Source organism: Abiotrophia sp. HMSC24B09, assembly GCF_001815865.1.
Classification (GTDB): Bacteria; Bacillota; Bacilli; order Lactobacillales; family Aerococcaceae; genus Abiotrophia.
Genome location: NZ_KV822195.1, coordinates 328,831 through 354,847, shown reverse-complemented (window position 1 = coordinate 354,847; position 26,017 = coordinate 328,831). Strand labels below are relative to the sequence as shown.

Genomic DNA, 26,017 nt, shown 5'->3' with positions numbered 1-26,017 from the left:
TATCTGCGGTTTTTCACCACTTCTAGTATTATACCAAACTCTGCCTATTTGTAAAGCCTAATTGGCATTTTTTTCGGCTTGAATTTCAGCTAGCCACTTGCGCTCTTCTTTGGACAAATCGGCCTGTTCAAGTAAGTCCGGACGACGCTCCAAAGTCCGCCGGATAGCTTCTTTACCCTGCCACTGGCGAATCTTATCATGATGGCCACTGAAGAGTACCTCTGGCACCTCCATGCCACGAAAATCTCGTGGTCGGGTATATTGAGGATGCTCTAAGAGTGACCGTTGGTGGGACTCGCCCACAATAGACTCCGCATTTCCTAAGACCTCAGGAATCAGGCGTACGGTAGCATCGATCATAATCATGGCCGGCAGTTCCCCATTGGTTAAGACATAGTCCCCCAGTGAAACTTCATCGGTTACAAAAGACCGCACCCGCTCGTCAAAGCCCTCGTAGTGGCCACAAATAAAGACCAACTGCTCCGCCTGAGACCATTCCTGGGCCAAACTCTGACTAAATGGCACCCCGGTTGGATCCATCAGGATAATGCGGGCATTTTCCTTGGGCGCGATATGTTCTAACATATGAACAATGGGATCCACCCGCAGCAACATGCCTGCCCCACCGCCAAAGGGATAATCATCCACATGGCCATGCTTATTGACCGCAAAGTCTCGGAAGTTATGGGTCTGGAAGTCAATCAGCCCCTTGGCTTGAGCTTGCCCCATCAGAGAATGATGCATGGGCTCAAACATCTCAGGGAAGAGGGTCAAGACATCAAGCTTCATCGTCAATCAGCCCTTCCATTAGTTCAACCTTAACCTGTCCGGCCTCTAGGTCAACGGTTTTGACCACATCGCCAATAAAAGGAATTAAGGCGTCTTTGGCCTTGGGAATATTACGTTGAACCACAAAGACATCATTAGAACCTAGCTGAAGAATTTCTTTAATCTTCCCAAGGGGCTTGCCTTCTAGGGTGACAACCTCCAAGCCCAAGAGCTGATGATGGTAGTAGCTGTCCTCTTCTAGCTCCTCCTGCTCACTCTCATCGATGGCCAGCCAGCAGCATTTGAAGCCTTCGACCTGGTTAATATTGTCGTAACCAACAAAACTAATGAGCCAAGTCCCCTTATGGATAGCGGCCTTGGCGACTTGAACACTGGCTAGCGGTTGGGAATTCAAATCCTTGAGAATATAGAGGGTCTTGCCACTTGCAAAGCGCTCCTCTGGAAAGTCAGTATCGGCAATTAATTTGAGTTGCCCCCGAATCCCGAAGGTATTCACAATACGGGCTACACGATAATAAGTCATACTTGTCCTCCTTTTATGCCTAATAAAAATCAGGCCTACCCTTTCAGTATACCATGAAAGGGAGCCTGATTCTAGTTGTCTTAAGGACGACCCGCTGCTTGTTTGAGGGCCATATATTCGTCCTTATGGTCAAATCCGACTAGCATTTGAGGATAGCTTGCATCCAGATATTCCATGAGTCGATTTAACTTGGCTTCAGTATCTTTAACTGTGTGTTTGGCTGGGAAGACGGCTAAGCGTTTGAAGTCTTTGGTATGGAGATAGACCACAAACTTGACGGACTTGTAGAGGTTAAAGCGTCTGGTTTCCTTGTAGACATAGCTATAGATAATGTCACGCAAGTCCACAATGGCATTCTTACGCCCCATGACAATCAATTGATCCTTATAGACATAGACGCCCAAATGCTTCTCGTAGTAGGTCGCACCCTTACGTAAGGCTTGTTCATCTTGACCTAGCTCAGGGAAGGTTACTAAAAGTTGTTCGTAGAAGCGTTTATTATCTAGATAACGGAAGACAGCATAGGCTAGGAAACCTAAGCCTACTAAGGCAGTCCCTGCAGTCATAATGGTACCAGTACTTTCAACATTAGCAACACTTGTTAGGTTGAGTTTCTTAATCTCAAATTCCTTATTGTCTGTCACTCCAGGCTCTTGCTTTTCTAGAGATTTTCTAGTGTTTTGGAAGGAAATGCTACTGAGCTCCTCGACTTCCCCCATAATCGTAATCGGATTGGTTGCTAAGGTGCCCTTTTCTTGCGCTTCTTCTAGTTTTTTAATAATGGCTAAATCTGGCTTTGACTCAGTCACCAGAAGGCTCTTATCATCGGCCATGACAAAGGTTTGTTCTTTTTCGTACTTAGTATCTTCAATTCTGTAAATAGCTTTTACTGCGAAGGTGGTCTTGCCACTTTTAGTGGTTGCACGCGTTTTAGGATAAACATACCCCTGACTAGCTAACTTCTCCGGTGTTGATTGGGTCGCCACATATTGGAAGAAGCCAGCCGCACTTAAAAGCAACAAACCATAAATCACAAGACTGATCACGCCACGCTTAAAGTTGGGTTTCATAGAATTCCTTCTTTCTAGTTATTAATCGTTACTTTATTATAACCAACTGCCTTTTCCTTGTCTAGCCAACTCCTAGATAGCTAAACGCTCATCAGCTAGCAGGATATGAGGATAGTGTTTTTCAAGATAGGCCATCAGACCTTCTAGGAAGGCACGCGCCTCCTTCTCTGGATAGGGGCGAAGTTTAACTGTTTCAAACTGATCTCGGTCATAATAGAGGATTAGCCGGCTCTTCAAACGGCCATTGTTGCTTTCATTGTTCAGATTTAAACCCAATACCGTGCTAAGGTCAATCAAGCGTTCTTTGGCGCCTAATACAATAAGATAGTCCCGGTAGAGATAGAGTCCCAGTTGCTTAGACTTGAACTGGCTCTGACTCACTAGCAAATCCTGGTCCTCTGCTAGCTCTGGCAAGGCTTGGTAAACTTGGCTCCAAAAACGTCGCATAGCACTATAGCAATAGGCTGTGAAACCCAATACCGCCAGCGCTAAAGCAAAAAAGATATAGCTGACTAGCTTCATGGATTGAATGTAGGTTTCCGCCTTGTCTTGATTAAGTAAGGTCCCACTTATAAAGACGCGTTGGCCCGTCTTATTGGTGACATAGCTTTCGATTGATTGTAGAAATTCTTTGCTCTTGTCACTGTCATCCACCATGGCCATGACATAATAGGGTTCATTCGCGAGTTGCCCCTGATCGCTTTTTTCTGTGAGCATAGGAAGAAGTGAAGAGTCATCTCGGAACATAATTGGGATATCCAGTCCCCCATCACTAACTAGGAAAAGACTCATTCCGGTCTTATCATCGCGATAGACAATCTTACCTCGCTCCTTTACCACATTGCTAACGGCAGAAACATAAGTAATTTTGGTTACTGGGACAGCAGACAGACGGCTGACTCTAGAGACATTGGGATAGACCAAACCTTGGGCACGGAGACTATTAGCGCTCGTCCCTTGGCTGATAAAAGCAAGGCCGCCTCCGATTACGAGGCAGATAGCCGCTACGAGCAAATAAGGTAGAATCTTCATTAACTTATATTTTTTCATAGTTTGTCTCCTTCCATCGCTGCTATGTCTATTATACAAGATTATCATTCTTATCACTACTATAAAAAGGACCAGGTTACCCCAGTCCTTTGCTTAGTCACTTATGGCTTAGCCACGTGCTTGACGTTTTAATTCTTTATAATCGGTCGCATGTTGAACGCCTACCAACATAGATGGATAAGCCTCTTGCAAGTAGAGCATGAGACGATCTAACATGGCTTGTGTGAAGTCTCTTTGATAGCGACGCGGTTTGACCACAAGGCGACGGAATTGATTATTATGCAGGTGAACTTGGAAGGTAACCACTGAATTATTGGTTTGACGGACTGCATAAGTATAGATGATTTGGGTCAAGTCGATGATGCGATCATTAGCCCCAATCACTACCAAGTGATTCTTGTAGACATAGAGACCTAACTCAGGGCTATGGAAATCACTGTCGGTCACTAATTTATCTAGGTCTTGCGCTAATTCTGGAAAGTAATCATACAAGGTATTGTAGAACTTGGTGTTTTGCCAATATTTCCAGAGAGCGGTAAGTAGCAATAATAGCACCGCTGCGCCTAAGGCGTAGCTAACGAAATGCATGATCTTGAGGCGGTTTTCAGCTTCAGCCACATTTAAGAGAGCAGTATCATCAAAGACTGATTTGAGATCAGCTGACACCTCAGCATCCTTAATTACCTCTCCCGCTATTTCTAATTCATTCTTCCCTTTTTGAGCATAGGCCACTACTTTAACAGGATTCGATTCTAGTTGGCCAGCTTTAAGGCGTTCTTTCAATGCATTCACGGCATCAGATTTTTCATGGAGTACAACTGGGTAAGTGTGTTCTCCATCATAAACTAAAAAAGCTGCCAAGCCTGTGTTAGTGTCCGTGGAAGTCACTACGCCATTTTTTTTGCGTTCAATCGTAATATCAAAAACATACATAATATCTTTAATTGTTACTGCGGTATGCCCTGTCAGAGCTTCCGTCTTAGGATAGACCAGACCCTGTTCTACAAACTGGTCCGCACTTGAATTCTGACTCTTATAGAAGAGGAAGCCACCTAGAGCCGCGCAAATCATGGCAAAAATTAAATAAGGCCAAACATTGCGTAGATTATTACGTTTCATAACTTACCTTCTTTCTTAAATGATAAATTCATTATACCCTTTTTAGAAGTCAGTGTGAAGCCATTATAGGCAAAAAAGAGCCAGCCCTAAGGCTGACTCTCCCGGTGAGGGCTTATTAAAAACCTGCAGCATTTTTCAATGCTTGGTATTCTGGTGCATGATCAGCACCCACTAGAATATTAGGGTAGTGTTGATCTACAAAGTAAGTAAAGGCATTGATTTCATCATCATAACTCTTTTCCTTACTACCTTAGTATAGCTATATTATAAACCCTTTTCAGTCGTTTGTACAGCTATTTTCAATTTTTTTGAATTCCTAAGGAATATCCCTTAATGAAAGCTCCGAGCTTAATAAAGAAAGGCTCTGAGACATCCTCCCCTACTAAAAAAGACGCCCCAAAGGCGTCTTAAGCTTATTTAGAAGTGATTTTCAAATCAGGATAGCCTTGCCCTATCACAACTAGGTAGGTCTCCAAGTCTTCCGCCAGAGTTTTCTTACGACCATGGTAGGATCTAAAGGTATGGAATTGCCCCTTCATATCTCGCGCTCGGAAGAAGTAGTTAACTTGTTTTGCCCCGTAACGACCATGCGAAACGATCTTATTCAAGGTCAAAGCGACTAGCTCGTTGATAGGCAGAACCGCCATGCGCAGCCCCAAGCAAATCAAAGTGTCTTTGTAGAGGTAGAGGCCACGATAGTCATCTGCATAATCACTGGCTGCTTGCAAGTGGCCAAGCTGGCCCTTGAGCTCAGGAAAACGTTCATAGAGACGGCCATAGAACTGATGTCGACGGTAGCGATTGAACAAGCCCCATAAGATACACAAGACAGTGGCTGATGTAAAACCATAAGCTAGCCAATGGATGGTCCTTTGTGACTGACGATATTCTTTCATGTTGACCAGATATTCCGTCCATAGCTGATCACGGAATGGAAGGCCCGTTCCACTATTACCTGCCATCGTATCTAAAAGCTTCTTGGCCGCGTCACTCTTATCCACTTCCCCAATTAGCTTTGCAGGTTCATTGATCAGCGCGCCATAGGTCTTGAGGCGAGCAGCGGCGATATCCGGATCATCTTTGCTAGCGACCAAGACTAGGTAAGGCTTATCTGTTACCTTAGCGGCTGAGACAAGGTAGATGGCCACATTATCCTCCTCGGCCAAGAGAAAAATCGACTCTGCTTCTACCACTACATGCTTGCTCGAACTTTCTGGGAAAGGTTCCTGGCCTGCCAAAAGGGCTTGGGGTTGGGTCGCAAGGAGGGCCAGATAAGCAAAGGACGTAAAAATTAATAAGAACAGCAAGAGGCCACTACCGGCCCATGTCCGCCAACCAAATACTTCTTTAAGCTTTTTTCTTTCTTCTTTCTTCACCGATTTCCTCCTAATGAATATAGAAAAACGCCCCTAAGGGCGCTTGATTATTCTGCTGAACTTTCTTCCGCATGGTCAGCAATGACAATGCGTGACCGCTTGCGACCACGAGTCTTAACGCTGTAGACGATAGTCCGGATGGCGCGGGCTACACGGCCCTTCTTACCAATCACACGACCTACATCTTGCGGATTCAAGTGCAAATGATACTCCATGAAGTCATCGGTCTCTACTTGTTCCACACCAAAATCTTCTGGGTGGTCCAAGAGCGGCTTCACGATTGCAGTAATTAATGCTTCAATATTTACCATATCTCATCATCCTTTATCTAGAACACTGCTCGAGACTATTTGCTTTCGTGGAATTTCTTCATGATGCCTTTTGAAGACAAGAGGTTACGCACGGTGTCAGATGGTTGCGCACCATTTGATAACCATTTCAATGCGAGTTCTTCTTCAACTTCTAAAGTAGCTGGGTTAGTTAATGGGTTGTAGTGACCGATTTTCTCGATGATACGACCATCACGTGGAGAACGTGAGTCAGCAACAACGATACGGTAGAAAGGTGCTTTCTTAGAACCCATACGTTTCAAACGAATTTTAACTGCCATGTTAATTCACCTCCTCAATTGATTACAGACCCTAGTCTAACATATAAAAAAGCATCTGTAAAGTATTTTTACTTTACAGATGCGAAAATTTTGTTTACTTAGCTAAACCTTCTGAGATCTTATCTAAGTTATACTTCATCATAGAGTAGTAGCTGTCGCCTTCTTGGCCTTCTTCAGCAATAGAGTCAGTGAAGATTTTAGCGTAGATTGGAATACCGGTCTCGCTAGAGATGGTCTTCATTGGACGGTCATCCACACTTGATTCTACGAAGAGAGCTGGTACCTTAGAGCCTTTGAGCTTCTTAACCAAATCACGAATTTGGTCAGGTGTGCCTTCTTCTTCGGTGTTAATTTCCCAGATGTAAGCTGATGGTACATTGTAGGCTTTAGAGAAGTACTTGAAGCAGCCTTCGCTGGTAACAATCATTTTCTTCTCTTCTGGAATAGCATCAAACTTAGTTTTAGCTTCCTTGTCCAAAGCTTCTAACTTGGCAACATAGTCATCCAAGTTCTTTTGGTAGAAGTCCTTGTTGCTTGGATCTTTTTCAATCAGGTGTTTGGCAATGTTTTTAGCGTAAATTACCCCATTTTCTAAGTTCAACCAAGCATGAGGGTCTTCCTTACCAGTTTCGCCCTCACCTTCCAAGTGAATGACTTCCACGCCCTCGCTGACTGCGAAGTAGTCTTTATTTTCCACTCGTTTGGCATTTTCTACCAATTTAGTGAACCAAGCATTGCCCCCAGTTTCCAAGTTAATGCCATTGTAGAAGATTAAATCAGCTTGGGTAGTCTTCTTAATATCGTCAGGTAGTGGCTCATATTCATGAGGGTCTTGGCCTACTGGTACGATGGAGTGAAGATCAATCTTATCACCCGCAATGTTCTTGGTGATATCGGCAATAATAGAGTTAGTTGCGACAACTTTGAGTTTTTTATCTTGGGCGCTCACGCTTGGTACCAAACAAAACAATACCGTTAAGAGTGCCACTAATTTCATTAGCTTGTGTTTCATTTGCGTAAAACCCGCTTTCTAAAGAATTGTTGTTTTGGAGAGATGAAGAAGCTAATCGCGAAAATCACGGCTGAGGTGAGTACAATGCTGGAGCCGGCCGCCACGTTGAAGCTAGTCCCGAGGAAGAGACCTAATACTGAAGTCACAGCCCCCAAAGTCGATGAGAGGAGAATCATAGACTTAAGGCTATTGACGTAGAGATAGGCGGTGGCAGCAGGTGTAATGAGCATGGCCACAATAAGGATGGTCCCAACACTTTGCATGGCCGTTACAGACACTAAGGTCAAGAGAATCATTAAGAGGTAGTGGTAGAAATTGACCTTCATACCCATGGCTTTAGCCATTTGCGGGTCGAAGGACGTAATCAGCAACTCCTTGAAGAAGAGGATGATGACGATCAGCACCGCTACGGAAACCCAAATGGTAATCCACTTGTCTGAATCTTGAACCGCTAAGATATTCCCGAAGAGAATATGGAAGAGGTCTGTTGAACTCCGGGCCAAGCCAATCAGGATGACCCCCAAGGCCAAGAAGGAGGAGAAGGTAATCCCAATCGCTGTATCCCCCTTGATAATGGAATTTCCTCGAATGAAGGTAATAATCATGGAGGCAAAAAGCCCAAAGACAATGGCCCCAACGAAGAAATTAATCCCCAAGATGAAGGACAAGGCGACCCCTGGTAATACCGCGTGAGAGATAGCATCCCCCATCAGGGACATCCCTCTTAAGATGATAAAACACCCTACAGCCCCTGAGACAATCCCAATGACAATGGCAGTGACTAGCGCATTCTGCATATAATGCAGGGTCGACACATTCTCAATAAAGTCATGAATCAAGGTCATACCAGGTCACCTCCCTTACCAAAATAGACGCTATCGCCATAGGCGGCCTTCATATTTTGGTCATTAAATACATGCTCAGTAGGCCCTACAGCAATCAGTTGCTTATTGATGATAATCAACTGATCGAAGTAACGCCGTACCTTATGCAAATCATGATGGACAATCAAGACCGTCTTGCCTTGGTTCTTGAGGTCCTTCAAGATTTTCATAATAATCTCTTCACTGACCGAATCAATCCCAGTAAAGGGCTCGTCCAAGAAGATGTAATCTGCTTCTTGAACCAGACAGCGCGCCATCAGAACGCGTTGGAACTGTCCACCCGAGAGGGCTGAGATTTGTCGGTTAGCGAAGTCACTCAAGCCAACTTGGGCGAGCGCTTTTTCAACTTTATTCCATTCTTTCTTACTTACCTTGCGGAAAATACCGAGATTACTATACGTGCCTAAGGAGACACATTCTTTGACCTTAATTGGAAAGTTGAAATCAATGTCGCTCTTTTGGCCGACGTAAGCTACTTTCTTCAGCATCTTCTTGGCAGGCACCCCGTCCAGAAAAACCTGGCCGTCATGGTCTACCATATCCAAGATTGCTTTGACAAAAGTAGATTTACCAGCACCGTTGGGCCCAATAATGCCAGTAATGGTCGGACCCGCTAATTCCAGGTTAACCCCTTCCAAAGCGACCACTTGATTATCATAACTGACCGTTAAATCCTGTGTTTTAATCACATAAATCATCTCCTCTCTTACCGCTAATTATATTGTACACCAGAAAAAAGATTAGGTCAACCTAAAATGTTTAGGTTTGCAAAAATTTTTCTTGTGATTTTAGGTTTAGGGGCTTTTAGCTTTCAAACTTATGTTTATCTATGGTGATAGTCGCTTTTCATGACTAGTTCATTATATCGGTTTCTTGTTGGCAGTGATATTAATTTTGGCCACTCCATTTGAGAGCAGCACCAAAAAATTTAATGGAGAAAAGTTTAGTAGCGACATAAAAAAGCCCCCGCCCTTTTCAAAGGGCAGGAGCCGAAAAGTTAGGATAGGATTAAGTCCACCAGTTCTTGGGCGGTGACTGGGCCAAAATAATGAGCCAAGTCCTGTTTGGACAGGACTGCTAATAAATCTTGCTTAGTAACAGGTGTGCCCAGCAAGGCTTCTTCAATATCTTGGATGGCCCCTTTACCGAAGAAATCACCATAGATACGGCATTTGCTAATGCGACCAGCCTCAACTTCTAGGCTGAACTCTACAGTCCCGATTCCCAGATGAGCATCGCGATTATAGCTATAGCGTGGTGAATTGCCATAGTTCCATTCCCAGTTGCGGTATTTAGAATCAGCCAGGGCTTCAATGGCTGTCCAATCTTCTTCAGTCAGCTGATAACGCTTGGCTTGATCAATGGAGTCAATCCCCATTAGACGGCAAATGACCTCATCCTTAAACTGATCAATGGTCATATGGCGATAGGGCTCGTCCAAGAGTTCGCGCAAGCCCATAACCCGGCTGCGCACCGACTTAATGCCCTTAGAATCAATTTTCTTACGGTTAGGATTGAGCACTTCCACCATGGCTTCATAATCGACATCTAATAGGAGGGAATGACCACCATAAATCTTGCCAGCTACCATGGTCATGGCGGCACCTGATACCTTTTTACCTAGCGCCGTCAGGTCATTACGACCACTCTGCTCGACCTCACTTGCCCCCATATCATGCAAGAGTTTGACAACGGGTGCGTAGAAACGTTGATAGTTGCCATAGATATTGGTATCACCTGGCATAATATAGCAGACATTGACGGCCCCCTGATCACAGTAGACCGCCCCACCGCCCGTGTCACGACGGACTAACTGAATATCATGTTCCTTAAGATAGTCATGGTTGACTTCCACTTCTGCGTTCTGGAAGCGACCGATTTCCACCTTAGGCTTACAGTAATAGGGGAAAAGAATGGTCTCGTCTAGGTCTAAATGATTAAGAACATAGACTTGCATAGCCAGCGTTAAGGCTCCATCAGGCAGATATTGGCCATTGCGAATAGGTTCAATTAGATACATGTTATCCTCCTAAGCTTGATTAGCTGCAGCCGCACAGGCCAACAAGAGGTCTTTACTGTCTTGAGACAGCCAGACCGTCCGGTCTTGAATGGCGCGTGGCATACGATATTGTTTTTGATTTAAGGTCACCAAGATGGCATTCCGATTGGCCATGACCGCTTGGTGGAAAGGTTGCTTAATAAATTGTGGCGTGGTAAAGCCTACCCCGATTTCAAGATAGAGGACCTTGTCCCCTACATGGTTAGCTAAGAAATCCTTGTAGCGACCCAATTGGGCCATAAAGTCTCCATCTTCCACCATGCCCTTTTCAGCATTTCGCTTGTTGATTTCTAGCGGTGCCCCGCACTTAGGACAGAGAGGAATGTCTTCATAGGCCACCTGGCCTTGGACTTGATGCTGAGCCAGATGGCGAATCAGCGCATCATTCCGATAGGTCTGGGCGTGGCAATGGCGACTGCACTGCATCAGGCCATACTCCCCCTGGATATGGAAGACCTTGTTAGGATCATAATCAGCCACCCAGAAGGCATTATCGGCATTGGTCGTAATGATATGATAGGCCTTGTCCTTGAGCAAGTCTTTAAGAGCCAAGTAAGAAGGTCCCACGGGTTGATCCAAGTAGTTGAGGCAGACAAAACGACTTTGGAAGGCCCAATATTCCGACCAACTAGGGAAATCAAAGAGACTGGCCTGCAACATATCGAGGAAGCCATACTTTTCAATAAAGTCAGGAAAAGCCTCTTGGAAACGTGGGCCAATATAGGTAAAACCATCCGCAGCTGACATGCCAGCCCCAATCCCTACGACTACGGCCTCTGCTTCCTTAAGCAGGGCCAAGAGTTGCTGGGCTTGATTGGGATAGGTTTGAGTTAGTGCTTGCCACATGGGAGGCCTCCTTGGAATGAAGTAAGTCATGATAGAGTTGGTACTGGCTATCTGTCCAGACATTGAAGATGACCTTGAGCTTGGAACCTGTCTCTGCTAGATAAGCGGAGACCGTCTCAATGGCAATCGGCGTCGCCTCTTCAATAGGATAGGAAAATTCACCAGTCGAAATACAGCAGAAAGCGATTGTCGCCAAACCCGCTTGGTCGGCGCAAGCCAAGCAAGCCCGATAAGCCTTTTTGAGTAGGTCCTGCATCATGGGCGATACCGGCAAATGATGAATGCGTGGCCCTACCGTATGAATGACCTGCTTGGCTGGTAAATTAAAGCCGGATGTCATGAGAGCTTGACCAACAGGCAGCGGCTTACCACCCCGGGCTTTTTTCAAATCAGCACAGGCCAAGCGCAAACCAACGCCGGCAAAAGTATGAATTTGGTTATCAATGCAATAATGGTTAGGTTCAAAGCAACCTAGCATGGCCGAATTAGCTGCATTAACAATAGCATCTACCGCCAAACGGGTAATATCGCCCTGCCAGAGATAAAGTGAGGGATGCGCTGTCTTCTGGCAATCTGCCAAATGATAGATAGCTTCCTGCTGGCGCCAGGCTGCCAAGAAGCGACTTTCCAAATCTAGGTAGTCCTGACTAACTGGATAAGGCAAGCGTTGATTAACTAGGCCACGATATTGCCGGAACTTTTCTTCATCAGTCCCCGGCTCAGGGCTAGCCCCAAGATGACGAATCAGGGCGTCCAAATCTTGTGCAAACATGTCAGCCCCACCTCTCTTAGTCTAGCGGATCTGGTAAAGCCAAGAAGGCTGCTTCCTCAACATCAGTCAAGCGCACCAGCCAAGATTCTGCTGGATTGGCTGAGTTAAGCAAGGTTGGCTGATCTTGAGCAGCTGAGTTAACCTCCACAATGCGACCAGACAGGGGTGAAAAAATATCTAAAACCGTCTTAGAGGCTTCCAAACTTAAGAGGGAGTCGCCAGCCTCGACTTGGCTTTCGCGGGTAAATTCCACATAGCCAACCGTCCCGACATCATCTTGTAATTCTGGCGTCATGCTGAGGGTGTAGATATCCCATTCTTTTTCAACCCATAAATAGTTACCTAATTTCTTCATTATAATTCCTCCGATTTCTTATCTTGATTTAGTTGATAGGCTTGTGCCAAAGCCTGGAGTGCTGCTTGACGATTTTTAATATCTGGCACTAAGGGAATAACCATCAGCTCCTCAAGGTCAAGGCTAGCCGCCAAGTCATCTAGCTGCTGCTTGACTTGATCAAGGGTGCCTACGACCACACGCTGGCGGTTGATTTCTATCTGTGCTCGGTCCTCCTGGCTAAGGGGATAAGCGGCCGCCTCCTGGACTGTTGGGAAGGTCTTGAATTCAGCATAATCTTGCTTACCCAGTTGCCAGACGTCTAAGGCAGATAGGAGTTGCTGACACTGAGTCTCATCCTGGCCTAAGACCACAAAGACCGCCAGGCTAGCTTGCGGCCTGTGGCCTGCTTCTTGGCAGGCAGCTCGATAGGTAGTTAAGGCGTCTCGGGCACTGGCAAGTGGGTCCTTGCCAGGCGCCAAGAAATAGCCATAGACATAAGCCTGACCCAAACTTCCTGCTAACTGGGCTGACTGCAGGCCAGCCGACAGCAACCAGAGGGCCTCTTGGCTAGGTCCTGCTGCGTGCAAACCAACTGAGTCAGGATCCGCCAAATACTCAACCAAATCAGTCACTTGCTGGGCATAATCTGAACGCTTAAGTTCACCCGTGCCCATCAATTCTCTGACAGAGTTGGTACCTGGATTATTTCCTAAGCCCACATTGACACGCCCTGGGTAGAGAGACCTGAGGGTAGTCACCCACTCTGCTACCTTATAAGGCTGGTAATGAGGTAGCATGATGCCACCCGAACCAATCATAATGCGTTGCGTTTTGCCTAGCAAATGCATAATCATGAGCTCCGGACTGGCGCTGGCAAGAGCCGGCACCTGATGGTGTTCGGCCACCCAGAAACGGTGATAGCCCAATTCATCTGCTAATTGAGCCAGGGCCACTGTCTCCCCTAGGGCTTCTTGACTTGTTCGGCCACTGTCCACCATGGCATAATCCAAAACACTTAGTAACATGCGAGCCCTCCATTCTTATCAATAATTTTATTATCAATCAGACCTAGGGGGATTGTCAACTCATGGCGATTGACCAGATAAAATTTTCGTGCTAACGTGTAAGTATCTGATTATGCTAGCTGATTGAACAGCTTCCGAAGGAGTGTCTCACATGCCATCCCCCCTGCTTAGCCCACTAGGTCTAGGTGCCCATAGCTTAGCCAATCGCTTCGTCCTCTCACCTATGACTACCAATTCCTCGACCGCGCAAGGCCACATTACCGAAGAAGACTTGGCCTACTCACGCCGCCGGGCTCAATCAGCCCCTCTACAAATCACCGGGGCTGCCTACATTCATCCCCAGGGACAACTCTTCGAATTTGGACCCAGTCTGGCTGAGGATGCCTGTGTTCCTGGTTTGGCAAAACTTGCTCAGGCTATGCAGCAAGATGGCGCCAAGGCGCTCATCCAATTGACCCACGCGGGACGATTTGCGGAGCCCTACCTGCGACGTCAGGGCTATGTTTACGGCCCCAGCCCAATGACCCTAAATTCACCTATCCCCCATCAAGTCAAAGCCTTAGATCAGTCACAGATAAAGGCTATTATTGGCTACTATGCGGACGCAACACGCCGGGCCATTCAAGCGGGCTTCGCCGGCATCGAGTTATCCAGTGCCCAACGTTTGCTACCTCAGTCCTTCCTCTCTACCTTCTCTAACCAGCGGACGGATGCTTATGGGGCTGATAGTCTAGAAAATCGCGCTCGCTTGATTTTAGAAATTTGGGAGGCCATTATGGAGGTCGTCGAGCGACTGGCATCGCCTGGCTTTATCCTAGGCTATCGCTGTACGCCTGAGGAAACACGTGGCCAAGAAGTGGGCTATACAGTAGAAGAATTCAATCAAGTGACGGATTGGATTTTGGAGCGTGTTCCCTTGGACTACCTCTGCCTGGCGAGTTGGGGACGGGATGTCTTCCGTAACCGCGTGAGAGCTGCGGGACCCCATCAAGGCCGTCTAATCAACCAAGTAGTCCACGAGCACCTAGCTGGTCGGCTTCCTCTCATGGTAACGGGTGGTATTAATTCTATTGCCAAGGCCCAAGAAGCTTTAGAACATGCTGAATTAGTGGGGATTTCTACCCCCTTTGTGGCGGATCCAGACTTTGTCAATAAGTTTGCTGCAGGAGATCCTAATCCGATTAATTTGCAGATTAGTCCTAAAGACTTGGCAGACTTGGCTATTCCTCAAGCCGCCTTCAAGGACATTGTCCGCATGATGGATATCGGCCAAGCCCTGCCACAAGATACTCGCGACCAATTCCGCAAGCTAGAGCAGAATTATAAGGGCGATAAAACCTTCAAAGAAGTTTAAACCTTCTATTATATAGCTAGAAAAAGAGGCTGGAATATCCAGCCTCTTTGCTTGTCTTAGCGACGTTTCTTTAATTTTTTGAGTTTGCGTTGTAAGTCTTTTTCAGCCTTACGTTTAGCTAACTGTTCTGGTGTCATGAAGTCGGTATCGCTCATACCGCCGCCACCCATACCTGGGAAGCCACCGCCGCCTTGTTGGAGTTGGGCCATCATTTTCTTCATACCGCCCATCTTACCATTAGACATTTGGCTCATCATATCGCGTGACTGATTGAACTGTTTAATCATGCGGTTAACATCGGCTAAGGACTGACCACAACCAGCTGCAATCCGTTTACGACGGCTCTGAGAAATAATATCTGGATTCTCACGTTCAGCTGGTGTCATGGAGAGGACAATGGCCTTAACACGCGCCATATCCTTCTGGTTGACATCTAGTTCATCCAGGCCAGGAATCTTGTTAATCCCAGGGATTAACTTAATCAAGTCCTTGAGTGGGCCCATCTTGTTGACTTGGTCCATTTGCTCGATAAAGTCATTAAAGTCAAAGCTATTGGCCTTAATCTTATCTGCCATCTCTTGGGCGCGGGCTTCATCAAACTCCTGTTGAGCTTTCTCAATCAGGGTCATCATATCCCCCATACCCAGAATCCGGCTAGACATACGGTCTGGATAGAATGGCTCCAGGGCGTCTAGTTTTTCACCTTGACCGGTGAACTTAATTGGACGGTCAATGATTGAGCGAATCGATAAAGCCGCCCCGCCCCGGGTATCCCCATCTAATTTGGTGATAATCACCCCGGTAATATCCAGAGAATCGTTGAAGGCCTTGGCCACGTTGACCGCGTCTTGACCGGTCATGGCATCCACTGTCAGCAGAATTTCGTGCGGGTTAACCGCTGCCTTAATTTGACGTAACTCTTCCATCAGGGTCTCATCGACGTGCAGACGACCTGCCGTATCGATTAAGACCACATCATTGCCTTGTATACGAGCTTGAGCCACCGCTTGACGGGCAATTTCAACCGGACTAACATCAGAACCTAAGCTAAAGACATCAAACCCTAATTGCTGACCAATGGTTTGGAGTTGGGCAATGGCTGCTGGACGGTAAATATCGCCCGCTACCAGCAAAGGACGCTTCTTGCCTTGAGCTTGAACGTATTTGGCCAATTTACCTACGGTTGTCGTCTTCCCGGCCCCTTGGAGACCAGCCATCATGATAATGGTTGGCGGTTGGGTCGCAAAGTTAAGTGGCACCTGTTCGCCACCCATGAGGGCGGTTAATTCTTCGTCAACAATCTTGACTACTTGTTGAGCGGGTGATAATGAAGCCAAGACATCTGAGCCTAAGGCCCGTTCATTGACTGTCTTAACAAAACTCTTCACCACTTGGAAGTTAACGTCGGCCTCTAAGAGGGCTAGACGAATCTCCCGCATCATCTGTCTTAAGTCTGCTTCGCTAATGGTACCACCGGCACCAATGCCGCTAATGGCATTCTGCAAGCGTTCGGATAATCCTTCAAACGCCATTGTTTTCCTCCTTCTTGGCTAGCACTCAACTAGCCCCATGTTTTGATTTTATCTTGTTCATAAGTACAGGATCAAGCTACTGATCCATTGCCCGAATTTCTGCTAGGAAAGTCTGACCCACCTCATCCGTATGACTGGCTAGCTGGTCTAGCAAGGCTAGTCTTGCCTCTCGACGTGCTAAGAGATGGAGCTGATCTTCATAGTGCTCTAATGTCTGCTCAGCCCGCTTCAAATTATCCCGGACAGCCTGGCGACTAATGTCATAGTGGTCGGCAATTTCAGCCAGGGAAAAGTCTTCCTCATAATAGAGGCCAAGCATAGCTTGTTGCTTATCAGTTAAGAGCCCGCCGTAAAAACCAAGCAGCTGGTTGACCCGCATTACTTTTGCTAAATCCATTAGAGCCGCCTACCCTTCAGGATATTGGATATAGGCAGCCAGGCGATTGGCCAAATCCGTTGAAGTTGCATGTTCTAAGAGCTCCGCCAATTCATGGACTTCCGTCTTAGTATAGCCTAGTTTGTGCTCTAAGAAATATTCCCAGATTTCATGCTTGCGCACTAATTCAATGGCTAATTTCTTGCCTTGAGGCGTCAGCATGGCCCCACTATAAGGCTTATAGGCAACCAAGCCTTCTTGGGCCAATTTAGTAATCATCTCACTCACCGAAGGGGGGGCTACATTGAGACCAGTGGCAATTTCCTTGTTAGAAACATATTGGCCATGACCTGCCTCGTGAATGAACTTAAGGTAGTCTTCTTGACTTTGGCTTTTTTTCATTGCGACACCTCGTCTCCTAATCCTTCTTGTCTTATTCTACCATGTTTCTAAAGTCAAGACAAACTGGATTAGGCCTGCCTAAGTCTTATTGTTATAAAAACAACCTAGTGCCCAAAGAGCACTAGGTTATTTTAGCTATCTGCTTGCAAAAATGATAAGAGGTAAGGTTCTAGAATAAAAGCCACACTTACCCCAACTGCCCAGGACAAGGGATAATCGGCTAAGAAGGCAGGACCAGTTGCCGGCCCAAAGCCAAAGATCAGCAGCTTGAAATAGATGGTCACAACCGCCGCGACTATCGCACAAATCATGGCGTTCGTTGCCAAACGCAAAGGCCAGCCGCTTAATGACAGAGTTGACTTAAGTGGCTTGGTGATCAAGTCAAAAGGAAAGCCCACGCCGACCAAGACACTGATAATAATGGCTTGTGTCGTATCCACGGCCAACTGCCCCCAAGAAAACTGACTATATTTTATTAAAATAGCGGCTGAAATGGCCGTACTAGCAAAGATGGATAAAAGTAGATTATATTGAATGACAAACTTAAAGGAAGATTGTTTTTCCATAGGACCTCCTCAAACAGATAGATTGTTAACATCTTATCCTACCCTAAAAAAATCCCACACGCAAGTAAAGTTTTCCTTAAGATTGCGATAATCCAAATCACAGCGACTTCATCTCCATTACAAAAAGAGGCCAGGCTAACCCAACCTCTCGCTATCTTAATTTTTTACTTCTAGAACATCCTTGACCAAGCTGTACATATAGGCTTCAGCATCAAACTTCTTCAAGTCAGTCGCCTTCTCACCGAGACCAATGTACTTAACTGGAATATCCAATTCATAGCGAATGGAGAGGACTACGCCCCCTTTGGCTGTTCCATCTAACTTAGTCAGCACCAAGCCGGTAATTTCAGTTGCTTCATTGAATTGTTTGGCCTGGATGAGCGCATTTTGCCCGGTTGTCGCGTCCAAAGCTAATAGGACTTCTTGGACCCCATTTGGGTTCTCACGCTCAATAATCCGCTTAATCTTAGCCAATTCTTCCATGAGATTGGCCTTGGTCTGTAAACGACCGGCCGTATCGACTAAGAGATAGTCATAACCTTCAGCGTTGGCTTTCTTAACCGCATCATAGACAACCGCAGCCGGGTCACCTTGGGCCTTGCCCGTTACCACTGGAATATCCAGACGCTCGCCCCAGACATTCAGTTGCTCGACAGCACCAGCCCGGAAGGTATCGGCAGCTGCCATGAGGACCTTGTGACCTTCTTGCTTGAGCTGATAACCAATCTTACCGACCGATGTTGTTTTCCCTACCCCATTAACCCCGACAAAGAGGATAACCGTCGGACCATCTGGGTTCTCCTTAAGTGAAACCAGATTTTGGCCGCCTCGCTCATAGACTTGAACCATTTTTTCAAGGAGTACGCGCTTGACATCTTCTGGCTTGTGGACCCCTGTCCGTTCGATTTCATCACGAATGGCATCAGTAATAGCGATAGTCATCGCAAAACCAACGTCCGCCCCGATAAAGGCTTCTTCCAAGTCCTCATAGAACTCCTCATCCACTTCACGGAAACTTGTGAAGAGGTTGGTCATAATATCAGTGAAGTTGCGACGAGTCTTGGCTGTCCCTTGGTCGTAGGAGTCAATGACTATCTGGTCTTCTTTTTTTACTTCTTCTTCTTTGACAACGGCATCTTCCCCGGTAAAGGCACGCCGTATACGATCAAATAACCCCATGGGTTCACCCCTTTCTAAGTCTTAGCTGACTTTTGGTTTACACAATAAATTTATGAATAGCGTGAGCCACGCCATCTTCCTCATTAGTTAAGGAGACATATTGGGCAGCTTCCTTAACTTGTTCAGTCGCGTTGCCCATGGCTACGCCTAGACCAGCTAATTCAATCATAGACAGGTCGTTTTCCTGGTCGCCCATGGTCATCATTTCTTGCGGACTAATATCTAAGAGTTCCCCTAATTTAGCTAGGGTATCACCCTTGCTGACGCCTTTTTTCATGACTTCAAGGAAGAAGGAGCGTGACTTGAAAACAGCGTATTGGTCCTTGAAATCCGGATCCAACTTAGGAATTTGAGCATCCAAATGTTCCTGAGTGGTGACAATGACGAATTTATTAAAGGCGTGATCTGGATCAAAGGTCTTGTAGTCTTGGACCACACTCGGCACATTAGTGACATTTTCCAAATAGAGGGATGGATAGCCTACCGGATAGGCAGTCGGCTCATAGAGACGATCGGCATCAATGACATTAATTGGTAAATCCAAATTTTGTGTCACTTGATACCAAGCTAAGACATCTGATGTCCCTAGAGTATTAGAGACTAATACCTGACCATCCTGAGCCTTTTGGACCATACCACCGTTGAAGGTCACAATGTAATCTTCTGGGTCTACCAAGCCTAAATCAGCTAGGAAATGTTTCATGGCAAAGTAAGGTCGGCCAGTACAGAGCACCACCTTGACCCCCTTGGATTTAGCATAGGCTAGTGCCTGGCGGTTAGCCTGGGATACTTCTTTTTGAGCATTGAGTAAGGTACCATCGAGGTCAATGGCAATTAGCTTAATCATAGCCTTCCTCCTTCTATAAATAGGTTTGAATCTAATACTTAGTCGTAGTTGGCTTCACTCAAGCGCACCGAAGCCAACTTGGAGACACCTGATTGCTCCATGGTAACCCCATAGAGCACGTCGGCATGTTCCATAGTCCCCTTACGGTGGGTAATGACGATGAACTGCGTATTTTCAGTAAAGTTCTGCAGATATTGGCCATAACGGAAGACGTTGGCATCATCCAAGGCCGCCTCCACTTCGTCCAAGACACAGAAGGGAACAGGACGCGTCTCCAGAATGGCAAACAAGAGCGCAATGGCAGTAAAGGCCCGCTCGCCCCCAGATAGGAGGGCTAGATGCTGCTTACGCTTGCCTGGCGGTTGAGCAATAATGTCAATCCCTGTTGTCAACAAATCACTTGGATCAGTCAATTGCAGGGCGGCTTCCCCACCAGCAAAGAGTTTCTTAAAGATTTTCTGGAATTGTTGGTTGATTTGATGGAAGGCCTCGCTGAATCGCTTGATTACTTCCGCATCCATCTCATCCATGGTTTCTTGTAATTGTCCCATAGCAGTCAGCAGATCGGTTTCTTGCTCCCGTAAATGAGTGTAACGCTCATCTAGGGCAGCATAATCGTCAATGGCCGCCAAGTTAATCGGACCAAGATTGTCTATCTGGCGCTTAATTTCCTTAACTTGCTGGCTGACTTGACTGGCATCATCTAACTGGCTAGCTTCTGTCTTGGCTGCTTCATAGGTCAGTTGATATTCTTGGCTTAAATAATCCAAGTGAGAATCAATCAGGGATTCATTTTTCTCAATCTGAGCCTGTGCTCGCGCTTCATCCTTATAAAGTTGTTGAAGCTGACCTTGGAGTTGGCGATCTTCTTGTTCATGAGCCCGATAGGTCTCGTTGAGAACCCGCCGCGCTTCTCTTAATGCTGCCAGATCCGCCTGTTGCTCCTGAGCCGAGGCCTCTAAGTCCGCTAATTGCTCTAGCAAATCAGCCGATTGACGCTCTAATTCAGCTAAATCGGCAGTATTCTGGTCTGCCAGATTCTCATACTGCATAAGAAAATTCTGACGTTCCTCTAATTGACTCTTAGCTGTTGCCAGGTCATGTCGCAACTGCCGCACTTCTACTTGCTTAACGGCTTCTTGAGTCCGGTAATGGGATAGCGAGGCATCTAGAACTTGTAGTTGCTGTTGACGATCCTCTTCGCTCAAGTTCAATTGTTGTAAATCCTGACTGAGACGGGCAATAGCCGCTTGGGCTGCCACTAAGTCTTCCTGAGCTTGCTCATAGTGGGCTTCCGCATTGGCAATAGTCTGGCTTAGCTGACTGACTTCGTCTTGGGCAATCAATTGATGTTGGGACTGATGCTTAACTTGGCTAGCCAAGTGACCTAAGCCTTCTTGGGCTTGTTGGAAGGCTAAATCCGCCTGACTCATGTTCAGTCGAGCGGCTTCCACCTGCCCCTGCAAGTCTTGAATTTGTACTTGGAAAGCTTGCCATTCAGCTTCCGCCTGAGCTCGGTCCTTGATGACTTGCGCCAAGTCGGCCTTGGCTGCTTCATACTCTTGGTTACGAGCTAACATGGAGCTAGTTTGTTGCTTCAGGCGTCCACCTGTGATGGAACCACCCGGCATGAGGACTTCTCCATCCAGGGTGACAATCTTGACCTGATGCTTAAGGGCTTTGGCAAGGCTTTGGGCCGCTTCGATACGGTCACAGACCAAGGTAGTCCCTAACAAATTGGCCACAATGATCTGATTGGCTGGGTCAAACTCCACTAAATCAGAAGCTAGGCCAATAAAACCAGCTGTCTGGCTAGCTGTTTGGATTTGTCCAGCCCCTAGATGGCGGGCCTTCATGCTGGCACGAGGCAGGAAGGTAGCACGCCCTGCTTGGGCTTGCTTAAGGTAGGCAATGGCCGCCCGGGCAGCCGCATCATCTGTGACTACTACGTGTTGGACACTAGCACCTAGGGCCGTATCAATGGCTACTTGGTAGTCAGCTGGTACCTTAATCAGGTCTGCCACTGTGCCTTCAATTCCCTGCAATTGCTTTTTACGCTTCATAATGGCTTTGACGCCTGCGTAATAACCCGCATAGTCTGCTTGGAGTTGGGCCAAGGATTGAACCTTAGCATCTAGCATCTGGCTTTGGCGCTCAAATTGGAAGAGTTTGGCCTGCAAGGCTTCACGTTGGCTATTTCCTTGACGCAACTGTTCATTGAGGGTCTGGAAGGCTTGACGGGCACTGGCTTGAGTCTCACGACTGCTCTCGTAGCGTTCCTGCGCCTCCAAGTATTGACTCTCTAAGTCTCCTTGATCCGCTTGTGCTTGAGCAGCCTGAGCCTGGTAATGAGCCAGACGTGCTTGGGCTTGTTGCTTAATTTGTTCTTGGTGAGCCAACTGGTTCTTAGCACTGGCTTCAGCCTGATAGGCATCAATTAAGTCTGCCCGCAGGCGCTCGGCCTGGTCTTCTGACAGACCCGTAAGGCTGGATCGCTCGGATTCCAGCTTGGCCAGATGTTGCTTGATTTCTGCCAGTTCCAACTGAACCTTGCCTTCTTCTTCCTTCAAGGCTGATAGGCGCTCAGTTAGGGCTTGAGCCTCCGCTTGATGTTGTTGGTAGCTTAGTTGCTTCTCATGTAAATTGGAAGTGTTGAACTGGATTTGTTGGTCCAGCATTTGTTGCTTGGCCCTGGTCTGTTCAATTACTTGAACCTGAGCTTGGTTGCGTTCTGATGCTTGATCGATTTGTTGGATATAATCTTCCAAGCTAGCTTGTTCTTGCTCCAGTTGGGCGGTTAAGGCCTCTAACTGGGCAGTTACTTGAGCTAATTCTTGGCTGACGGCCTGGTTCTTAGCCTTGGCCGCTTGCCAGGCATCACGATATTGTTCAACCTGATAGACATAGAGGGAAATCTCTAATTGCTTGAGGGCTTCCTTCTGTTCCAAATAAAGCAAGGCTGCTTCTTGTTGTTGCTTGAGCGGCTTGAGTTGAAGCTCCAACTCATGAATAATGTCCCGCACCCGGCTAAGGTGGTCGCTGGATTTGCTGAGTTTGCGCTCAGCTTCTTGCTTACGGAATTGATACTTCTGGACCCCAGCCGCCTCTTCAAAAATAGAGCGACGTTCTTCTGGCTTATTGAGGAAGATGGACTCCACCTTACCTTGGGAAATCATGGCAAAGCTATTCTTACCCAAACCAGAGTCTAGAAGTAAATCGACGATGTCCTTGAGTCGGACCGCTTCATTATTAATGAAGTACTGAGATTCCCCATTACGGTTATAGGAACGCGTAATGGAGATTTCGCTAAAATCATAGTCCAAGTAACGGTCTTCGTTATTGAGGACCAGGGTGACTTTAGCTAGGTTGACCGCCTTACGGGCTTGGGTCCCGTTAAAGATGACGTCCTCCATCTTATTGCCTCGTAAGCTCTTAGCGGATTGTTCCCCTAAGACCCAGCGAATGGCTTCCGAGAGGTTAGACTTGCCCGACCCATTAGGGCCGACGACCGCCGTCATCCCGCGGTCAAATTCAATGACAGTCTTATCGGCAAAAGACTTAAAACCTGTCATTTCAATACGTGCTAAATACAAGGCTTAACCTCCCTTTTTTAGTGTTGAATTTGGCAACTTGAGGCTGCCGGTTTTTGGATCTACGGATGCCATACCCAACTCAGCCGCCTGCATTTCAGCTTGCTTCTTGCTGGAACCTTGGCCCGTGGCAATGAGTTGGTCATTGACATAGAGCTCTACGGTAAAAATTTGGTCGTGGGCAGGACCCTGCTTATCTTTGAGGCGATAGTCAATCTGAACCGTCCCTTGCTTTTGAACTCGCTCTTGGAAGAGGGTCTTGTGGTCTTGAGTTACTCTGCCAAGCAAGAGTTGGTGTTGACTGAACATAACCCGGTTGAGATAGTCTTTGGCGACCTCTAAGCCTTGATCTTCATAGATTGCGCCGAGAACCGCTTCGAAGCAGTCAGCTAGAATGGAGTCACGCTCCCGACCACCGCTTGACTCTTCCCCCTTACCTAATTGGAGGAAGTGGTTGAACTTAAGTTGTCGGGCTAGGTAGGCCAAACTCTTCTCTTGAACGATTTGAGCTCTCATACGAGTTAATTTGCCTTCGGGTAAGTTTGGATAGCTGTGATAGAGAAATTCACTAGATAGCAGTTCTAAAACGGCATCACCCAAAAATTCCAAGCGCTCATAATGCGGCAAATGGCGTCTGGCTTGTTCATTTGCATAGGATGTATGGCGAAAGGCTTGTTGAATTAATTCCGGCTTATTGAAAGTCAGATTCAGCTGCTTCTCTATTACACGAATGGTCCGATTCATAGCCATTCACCTCCTCTGTATCATCCTATCTATTTTATCACGTTTGACCCCCTTTTGACAAAGGGAAGTCGCGCTATAATCTAAAACTATAAGGTCTAATAGTTATTTAACATAGGCTATTCGCTTACATTACCTTGAAAAGGTTTGAAAATAGGAGTAAACTGTTACGGTATCTTACAATTAATTATTTTGTGGAGGGATATAAATGAATCATTCCGTACTGCGTAAAGCAGCGATTTTAGGCCTGGCTGCCTTTACCTTGGCAGGGACCATCAGCCCTGCAGTTAATGCACAAGTTGCTCTTGAAACAAGCGTCGACAACGAAGGAACCCCTATTCAAGGTGGGACTTTGAAAATTGCGGAGGTAGCCGGCGAGCCATTTTCTGGTGCCTTCAGCTCTCTCGTGGCTGACCAATCGACTGACTTGAGCGTCGTGGGTTATATCAACACTGGGCTTTTCGAATATGACGAAAACCTTCAAATTAAGGATACTGGTTTAGCAAGTGCCAAACTAGATCCTGAGAACAAAAAAGTTACCATCACCATTCGTAAAGACCAAAAATGGTCGGATGGTCAACCTCTTACTATCGATGACGTCATCGCGCCTTACTACATCATCGCCAATAAGGACTACACAGGTATCCGCTATGGGGATGACTTTAAAAACGTAGTCGGGATTGAAGACTACCACGAAGGCAAGACGGATACTATTTCAGGTCTTAAGAAAATTGACGACTATACCTTAGAAATCAGCTATCAAACCTTCTCAGCTTCTATGAAGCAAGTTGGGGGCGGGATTTCTCCATACGTAGAACCTAAACATATTTATGACAAGATTGCCATTAAGGATATTGCCGATAGCGACCAAGTACGCGTAAATCCAGTCGGCATGGGCCCATTCCGCGTCAAATCTATCACACCAGGTGAAGCCATTGTCTTAGAAGCCAACGAATACTACTTCAAGGGCAAACCAAAAGTTGACGGTGCTGTCATTGAGGTGGTTAACCCATCTACTGCCGTAGCTGAAATGAAGGCTGGTAACTACGACTTGGCTGAATTACCAACTGATGCATACGATACCTTTAAAGATGCCACCAACTTCAAGACTATTGGGACAGTTGAAAACACCTATTCCTACATCGGCTTTAAGTTCGGTAGCTGGAACAAGGATAAGGAAGAAGTTGAAATGGATACCAGCAAGGTCATCCAAAATAAGGCTTTACGACAAGCCATGGCTTACGCCTTCGATGCAGATGCTGTTGGTCAACGCTTCTTCAGCGGCCTCCGCTTCCGCGCTAACACCTTGATTCCTTCCCTCTTCAAGAGCGTGCACGCTTCAGATCTTCCTGGCTTTACTTATGACCCAGAAAAATCTAAACAAATCTTAGCTGATGCGGGCTTTGTCGATAAAGATGGCGACGGCTTCGTAGAGGATCCTAACGGTAAGCCATTCACCCTCAAATTCTTAGCTCGTAGTTCTAGCGATATTGCTGAACCACTCTGGTCTTACTTAGTTGACTCTTGGAAGCAAGTGGGGATTAATGTTGAATTGTTAGACGGTCGACTCTATGACTTTAACTCCTATGCTGATATGCTCCGCAGCGATGATCAATCATTTGATGTCTTCGAAGGGGCTTGGGGTACCGGTGGTGACCCAAATCCAACTGGTTTCTATAGTAAGAAAGCGCCATTTAACTACGAACGTTGGGCTGACGACAAGAACGAAGAATTGCTAGAAGCCCTCTCTTCTGACAAGGCCTTCGATGAAGCCTACCGTAAGGAAGCCTTCCACGCATGGCAAGCTTACACCAACGAAGAGCTTCCTGCTATTCCTTACCTCTACCGTTACGGTATCCGTTCTGTTAACAACCGTGTTAAACACTATGATGTTGCGAACGGCACAAGCTTCGGGATTGAACAGTTAGAATTGACGGCTGACGAACCAATCAAATAAT

The 26,017-nt window shown here is 46.5% G+C and carries 26 protein-coding genes; 2 read left to right on the top strand and 24 right to left on the bottom strand.

Annotated features, from left to right (window positions below):
• Positions 1–57: 57 nt before the first annotated feature.
• From trmD to HMPREF3093_RS02740, 16 genes are all read right to left on the bottom strand, one after another.
• The gene (gene trmD / locus HMPREF3093_RS02815; protein WP_070755502.1) at positions 58–789 is read right to left on the bottom strand and encodes a tRNA (guanosine(37)-N1)-methyltransferase TrmD; all 732 of its coding nucleotides are present in this window, start codon (positions 787–789) and stop codon (positions 58–60) included.
• A complete protein-coding gene (gene rimM, locus HMPREF3093_RS02810) occupies positions 779–1,312 on the bottom strand; it encodes a ribosome maturation factor RimM (RefSeq protein WP_070755501.1) in 534 nt (177 codons plus the stop codon). Before rimM ends, trmD begins: the two co-directional genes overlap by 11 nt.
• An 80-nt stretch (positions 1,313–1,392) precedes the next feature.
• Positions 1,393–2,382, bottom strand: coding sequence for a hypothetical protein (locus tag HMPREF3093_RS02805; protein WP_070755500.1), 990 nt, complete (start codon positions 2,380–2,382; stop codon positions 1,393–1,395).
• A gap of 72 nt (positions 2,383–2,454) precedes the next feature.
• A complete protein-coding gene (locus HMPREF3093_RS02800; protein ID WP_070755499.1) occupies positions 2,455–3,432 on the bottom strand; it encodes a hypothetical protein in 978 nt (325 codons plus the stop codon).
• 108 nt (positions 3,433–3,540) lie between these two features.
• Complete coding sequence (locus HMPREF3093_RS02795; RefSeq protein WP_070755498.1) at positions 3,541–4,551, bottom strand: hypothetical protein; 1,011 nt, start codon at positions 4,549–4,551, stop codon at positions 3,541–3,543.
• A gap of 413 nt (positions 4,552–4,964) precedes the next feature.
• Positions 4,965–5,927: a hypothetical protein gene (locus tag HMPREF3093_RS02790; RefSeq protein ID WP_070755497.1), complete on the bottom strand. Its 963-nt coding sequence runs from the start codon at positions 5,925–5,927 to the stop codon at positions 4,965–4,967.
• A gap of 47 nt (positions 5,928–5,974) precedes the next feature.
• Positions 5,975–6,238 carry a KH domain-containing protein gene (locus HMPREF3093_RS02785; RefSeq protein ID WP_023390740.1) on the bottom strand — a complete coding sequence of 88 codons (264 nt, stop codon included), beginning with the start codon at positions 6,236–6,238 and terminating at the stop codon, positions 5,975–5,977.
• A gap of 35 nt (positions 6,239–6,273) precedes the next feature.
• The gene (rpsP, locus tag HMPREF3093_RS02780) at positions 6,274–6,537 is read right to left on the bottom strand and encodes a 30S ribosomal protein S16 (protein ID WP_023390741.1); all 264 of its coding nucleotides are present in this window, start codon (positions 6,535–6,537) and stop codon (positions 6,274–6,276) included.
• 94 nt (positions 6,538–6,631) lie between these two features.
• Positions 6,632–7,534: a metal ABC transporter substrate-binding protein gene (locus HMPREF3093_RS02775; protein ID WP_070755671.1), complete on the bottom strand. Its 903-nt coding sequence runs from the start codon at positions 7,532–7,534 to the stop codon at positions 6,632–6,634.
• A gap of 11 nt (positions 7,535–7,545) precedes the next feature.
• Complete coding sequence (locus HMPREF3093_RS02770) at positions 7,546–8,394, bottom strand: metal ABC transporter permease (protein ID WP_023390743.1); 849 nt, start codon at positions 8,392–8,394, stop codon at positions 7,546–7,548.
• A complete protein-coding gene (locus HMPREF3093_RS02765; protein WP_070755496.1) occupies positions 8,391–9,122 on the bottom strand; it encodes a metal ABC transporter ATP-binding protein in 732 nt (243 codons plus the stop codon). Before HMPREF3093_RS02765 ends, HMPREF3093_RS02770 begins: the two co-directional genes overlap by 4 nt.
• A 308-nt stretch (positions 9,123–9,430) precedes the next feature.
• On the bottom strand, positions 9,431–10,453 hold the full coding sequence (locus HMPREF3093_RS02760; RefSeq protein WP_070755495.1) for a lipoate--protein ligase: 1,023 nt from the start codon (positions 10,451–10,453) through the stop codon (positions 9,431–9,433).
• Positions 10,454–10,462: 9 nt separating this feature from the next.
• Positions 10,463–11,338 carry an SIR2 family NAD-dependent protein deacylase gene (locus HMPREF3093_RS02755; protein ID WP_070755494.1) on the bottom strand — a complete coding sequence of 292 codons (876 nt, stop codon included), beginning with the start codon at positions 11,336–11,338 and terminating at the stop codon, positions 10,463–10,465.
• Positions 11,277–12,110: a protein-ADP-ribose hydrolase gene (locus HMPREF3093_RS02750; protein WP_070755493.1), complete on the bottom strand. Its 834-nt coding sequence runs from the start codon at positions 12,108–12,110 to the stop codon at positions 11,277–11,279. Before HMPREF3093_RS02750 ends, HMPREF3093_RS02755 begins: the two co-directional genes overlap by 62 nt.
• Before the next feature lie 16 nt (positions 12,111–12,126).
• Positions 12,127–12,465 carry a glycine cleavage system H family protein gene (locus HMPREF3093_RS02745; protein WP_070755492.1) on the bottom strand — a complete coding sequence of 113 codons (339 nt, stop codon included), beginning with the start codon at positions 12,463–12,465 and terminating at the stop codon, positions 12,127–12,129.
• The gene (locus HMPREF3093_RS02740) at positions 12,465–13,472 is read right to left on the bottom strand and encodes an MsnO8 family LLM class oxidoreductase (RefSeq protein WP_070755491.1); all 1,008 of its coding nucleotides are present in this window, start codon (positions 13,470–13,472) and stop codon (positions 12,465–12,467) included. The genes HMPREF3093_RS02745 and HMPREF3093_RS02740 overlap by 1 nt, the downstream gene beginning before the upstream one ends.
• A 151-nt stretch (positions 13,473–13,623) precedes the next feature.
• On the opposite strand from HMPREF3093_RS02740, the gene HMPREF3093_RS02735 reads away from it, so the two are divergent.
• Positions 13,624–14,826: an NADH-dependent flavin oxidoreductase gene (locus tag HMPREF3093_RS02735; protein ID WP_070755490.1), complete on the top strand. Its 1,203-nt coding sequence runs from the start codon at positions 13,624–13,626 to the stop codon at positions 14,824–14,826.
• A gap of 56 nt (positions 14,827–14,882) precedes the next feature.
• Here the strand turns inward: HMPREF3093_RS02735 and ffh are convergent, their stop codons facing one another.
• From ffh to rnc, 8 genes are all read right to left on the bottom strand, one after another.
• Positions 14,883–16,358, bottom strand: a complete 1,476-nt coding sequence (ffh, locus tag HMPREF3093_RS02730; protein ID WP_023390752.1) for a signal recognition particle protein — start codon at positions 16,356–16,358, stop codon at positions 14,883–14,885.
• A 76-nt stretch (positions 16,359–16,434) separates the two neighbouring features.
• Positions 16,435–16,755 carry a YlxM family DNA-binding protein gene (gene ylxM, locus HMPREF3093_RS02725; protein ID WP_070755489.1) on the bottom strand — a complete coding sequence of 107 codons (321 nt, stop codon included), beginning with the start codon at positions 16,753–16,755 and terminating at the stop codon, positions 16,435–16,437.
• A gap of 9 nt (positions 16,756–16,764) precedes the next feature.
• Positions 16,765–17,136 carry a metal-dependent transcriptional regulator gene (locus HMPREF3093_RS02720; RefSeq protein ID WP_070755488.1) on the bottom strand — a complete coding sequence of 124 codons (372 nt, stop codon included), beginning with the start codon at positions 17,134–17,136 and terminating at the stop codon, positions 16,765–16,767.
• Between the two features lie 131 nt (positions 17,137–17,267).
• Positions 17,268–17,702, bottom strand: a complete 435-nt coding sequence (locus tag HMPREF3093_RS02715; protein WP_070755487.1) for a hypothetical protein — start codon at positions 17,700–17,702, stop codon at positions 17,268–17,270.
• Between the two features lie 156 nt (positions 17,703–17,858).
• On the bottom strand, positions 17,859–18,881 hold the full coding sequence (ftsY, locus tag HMPREF3093_RS02710; protein WP_070755486.1) for a signal recognition particle-docking protein FtsY: 1,023 nt from the start codon (positions 18,879–18,881) through the stop codon (positions 17,859–17,861).
• A gap of 37 nt (positions 18,882–18,918) precedes the next feature.
• Positions 18,919–19,728: a Cof-type HAD-IIB family hydrolase gene (locus HMPREF3093_RS02705; RefSeq protein ID WP_070755485.1), complete on the bottom strand. Its 810-nt coding sequence runs from the start codon at positions 19,726–19,728 to the stop codon at positions 18,919–18,921.
• A gap of 38 nt (positions 19,729–19,766) precedes the next feature.
• On the bottom strand, positions 19,767–23,321 hold the full coding sequence (gene smc, locus HMPREF3093_RS02700) for a chromosome segregation protein SMC (protein WP_070755484.1): 3,555 nt from the start codon (positions 23,319–23,321) through the stop codon (positions 19,767–19,769).
• 3 nt (positions 23,322–23,324) lie between these two features.
• Positions 23,325–24,062, bottom strand: coding sequence for a ribonuclease III (rnc, locus tag HMPREF3093_RS02695; protein WP_070755483.1), 738 nt, complete (start codon positions 24,060–24,062; stop codon positions 23,325–23,327).
• A 205-nt stretch (positions 24,063–24,267) separates the two neighbouring features.
• Here rnc and HMPREF3093_RS02690 point away from each other — a divergent pair, with 205 nt between their 5' ends.
• Positions 24,268–26,016, top strand: a complete 1,749-nt coding sequence (locus tag HMPREF3093_RS02690; RefSeq protein ID WP_070755482.1) for an oligopeptide ABC transporter substrate-binding protein — start codon at positions 24,268–24,270, stop codon at positions 26,014–26,016.
• The last annotated feature ends 1 nt before the right edge of the window (position 26,017 follow it).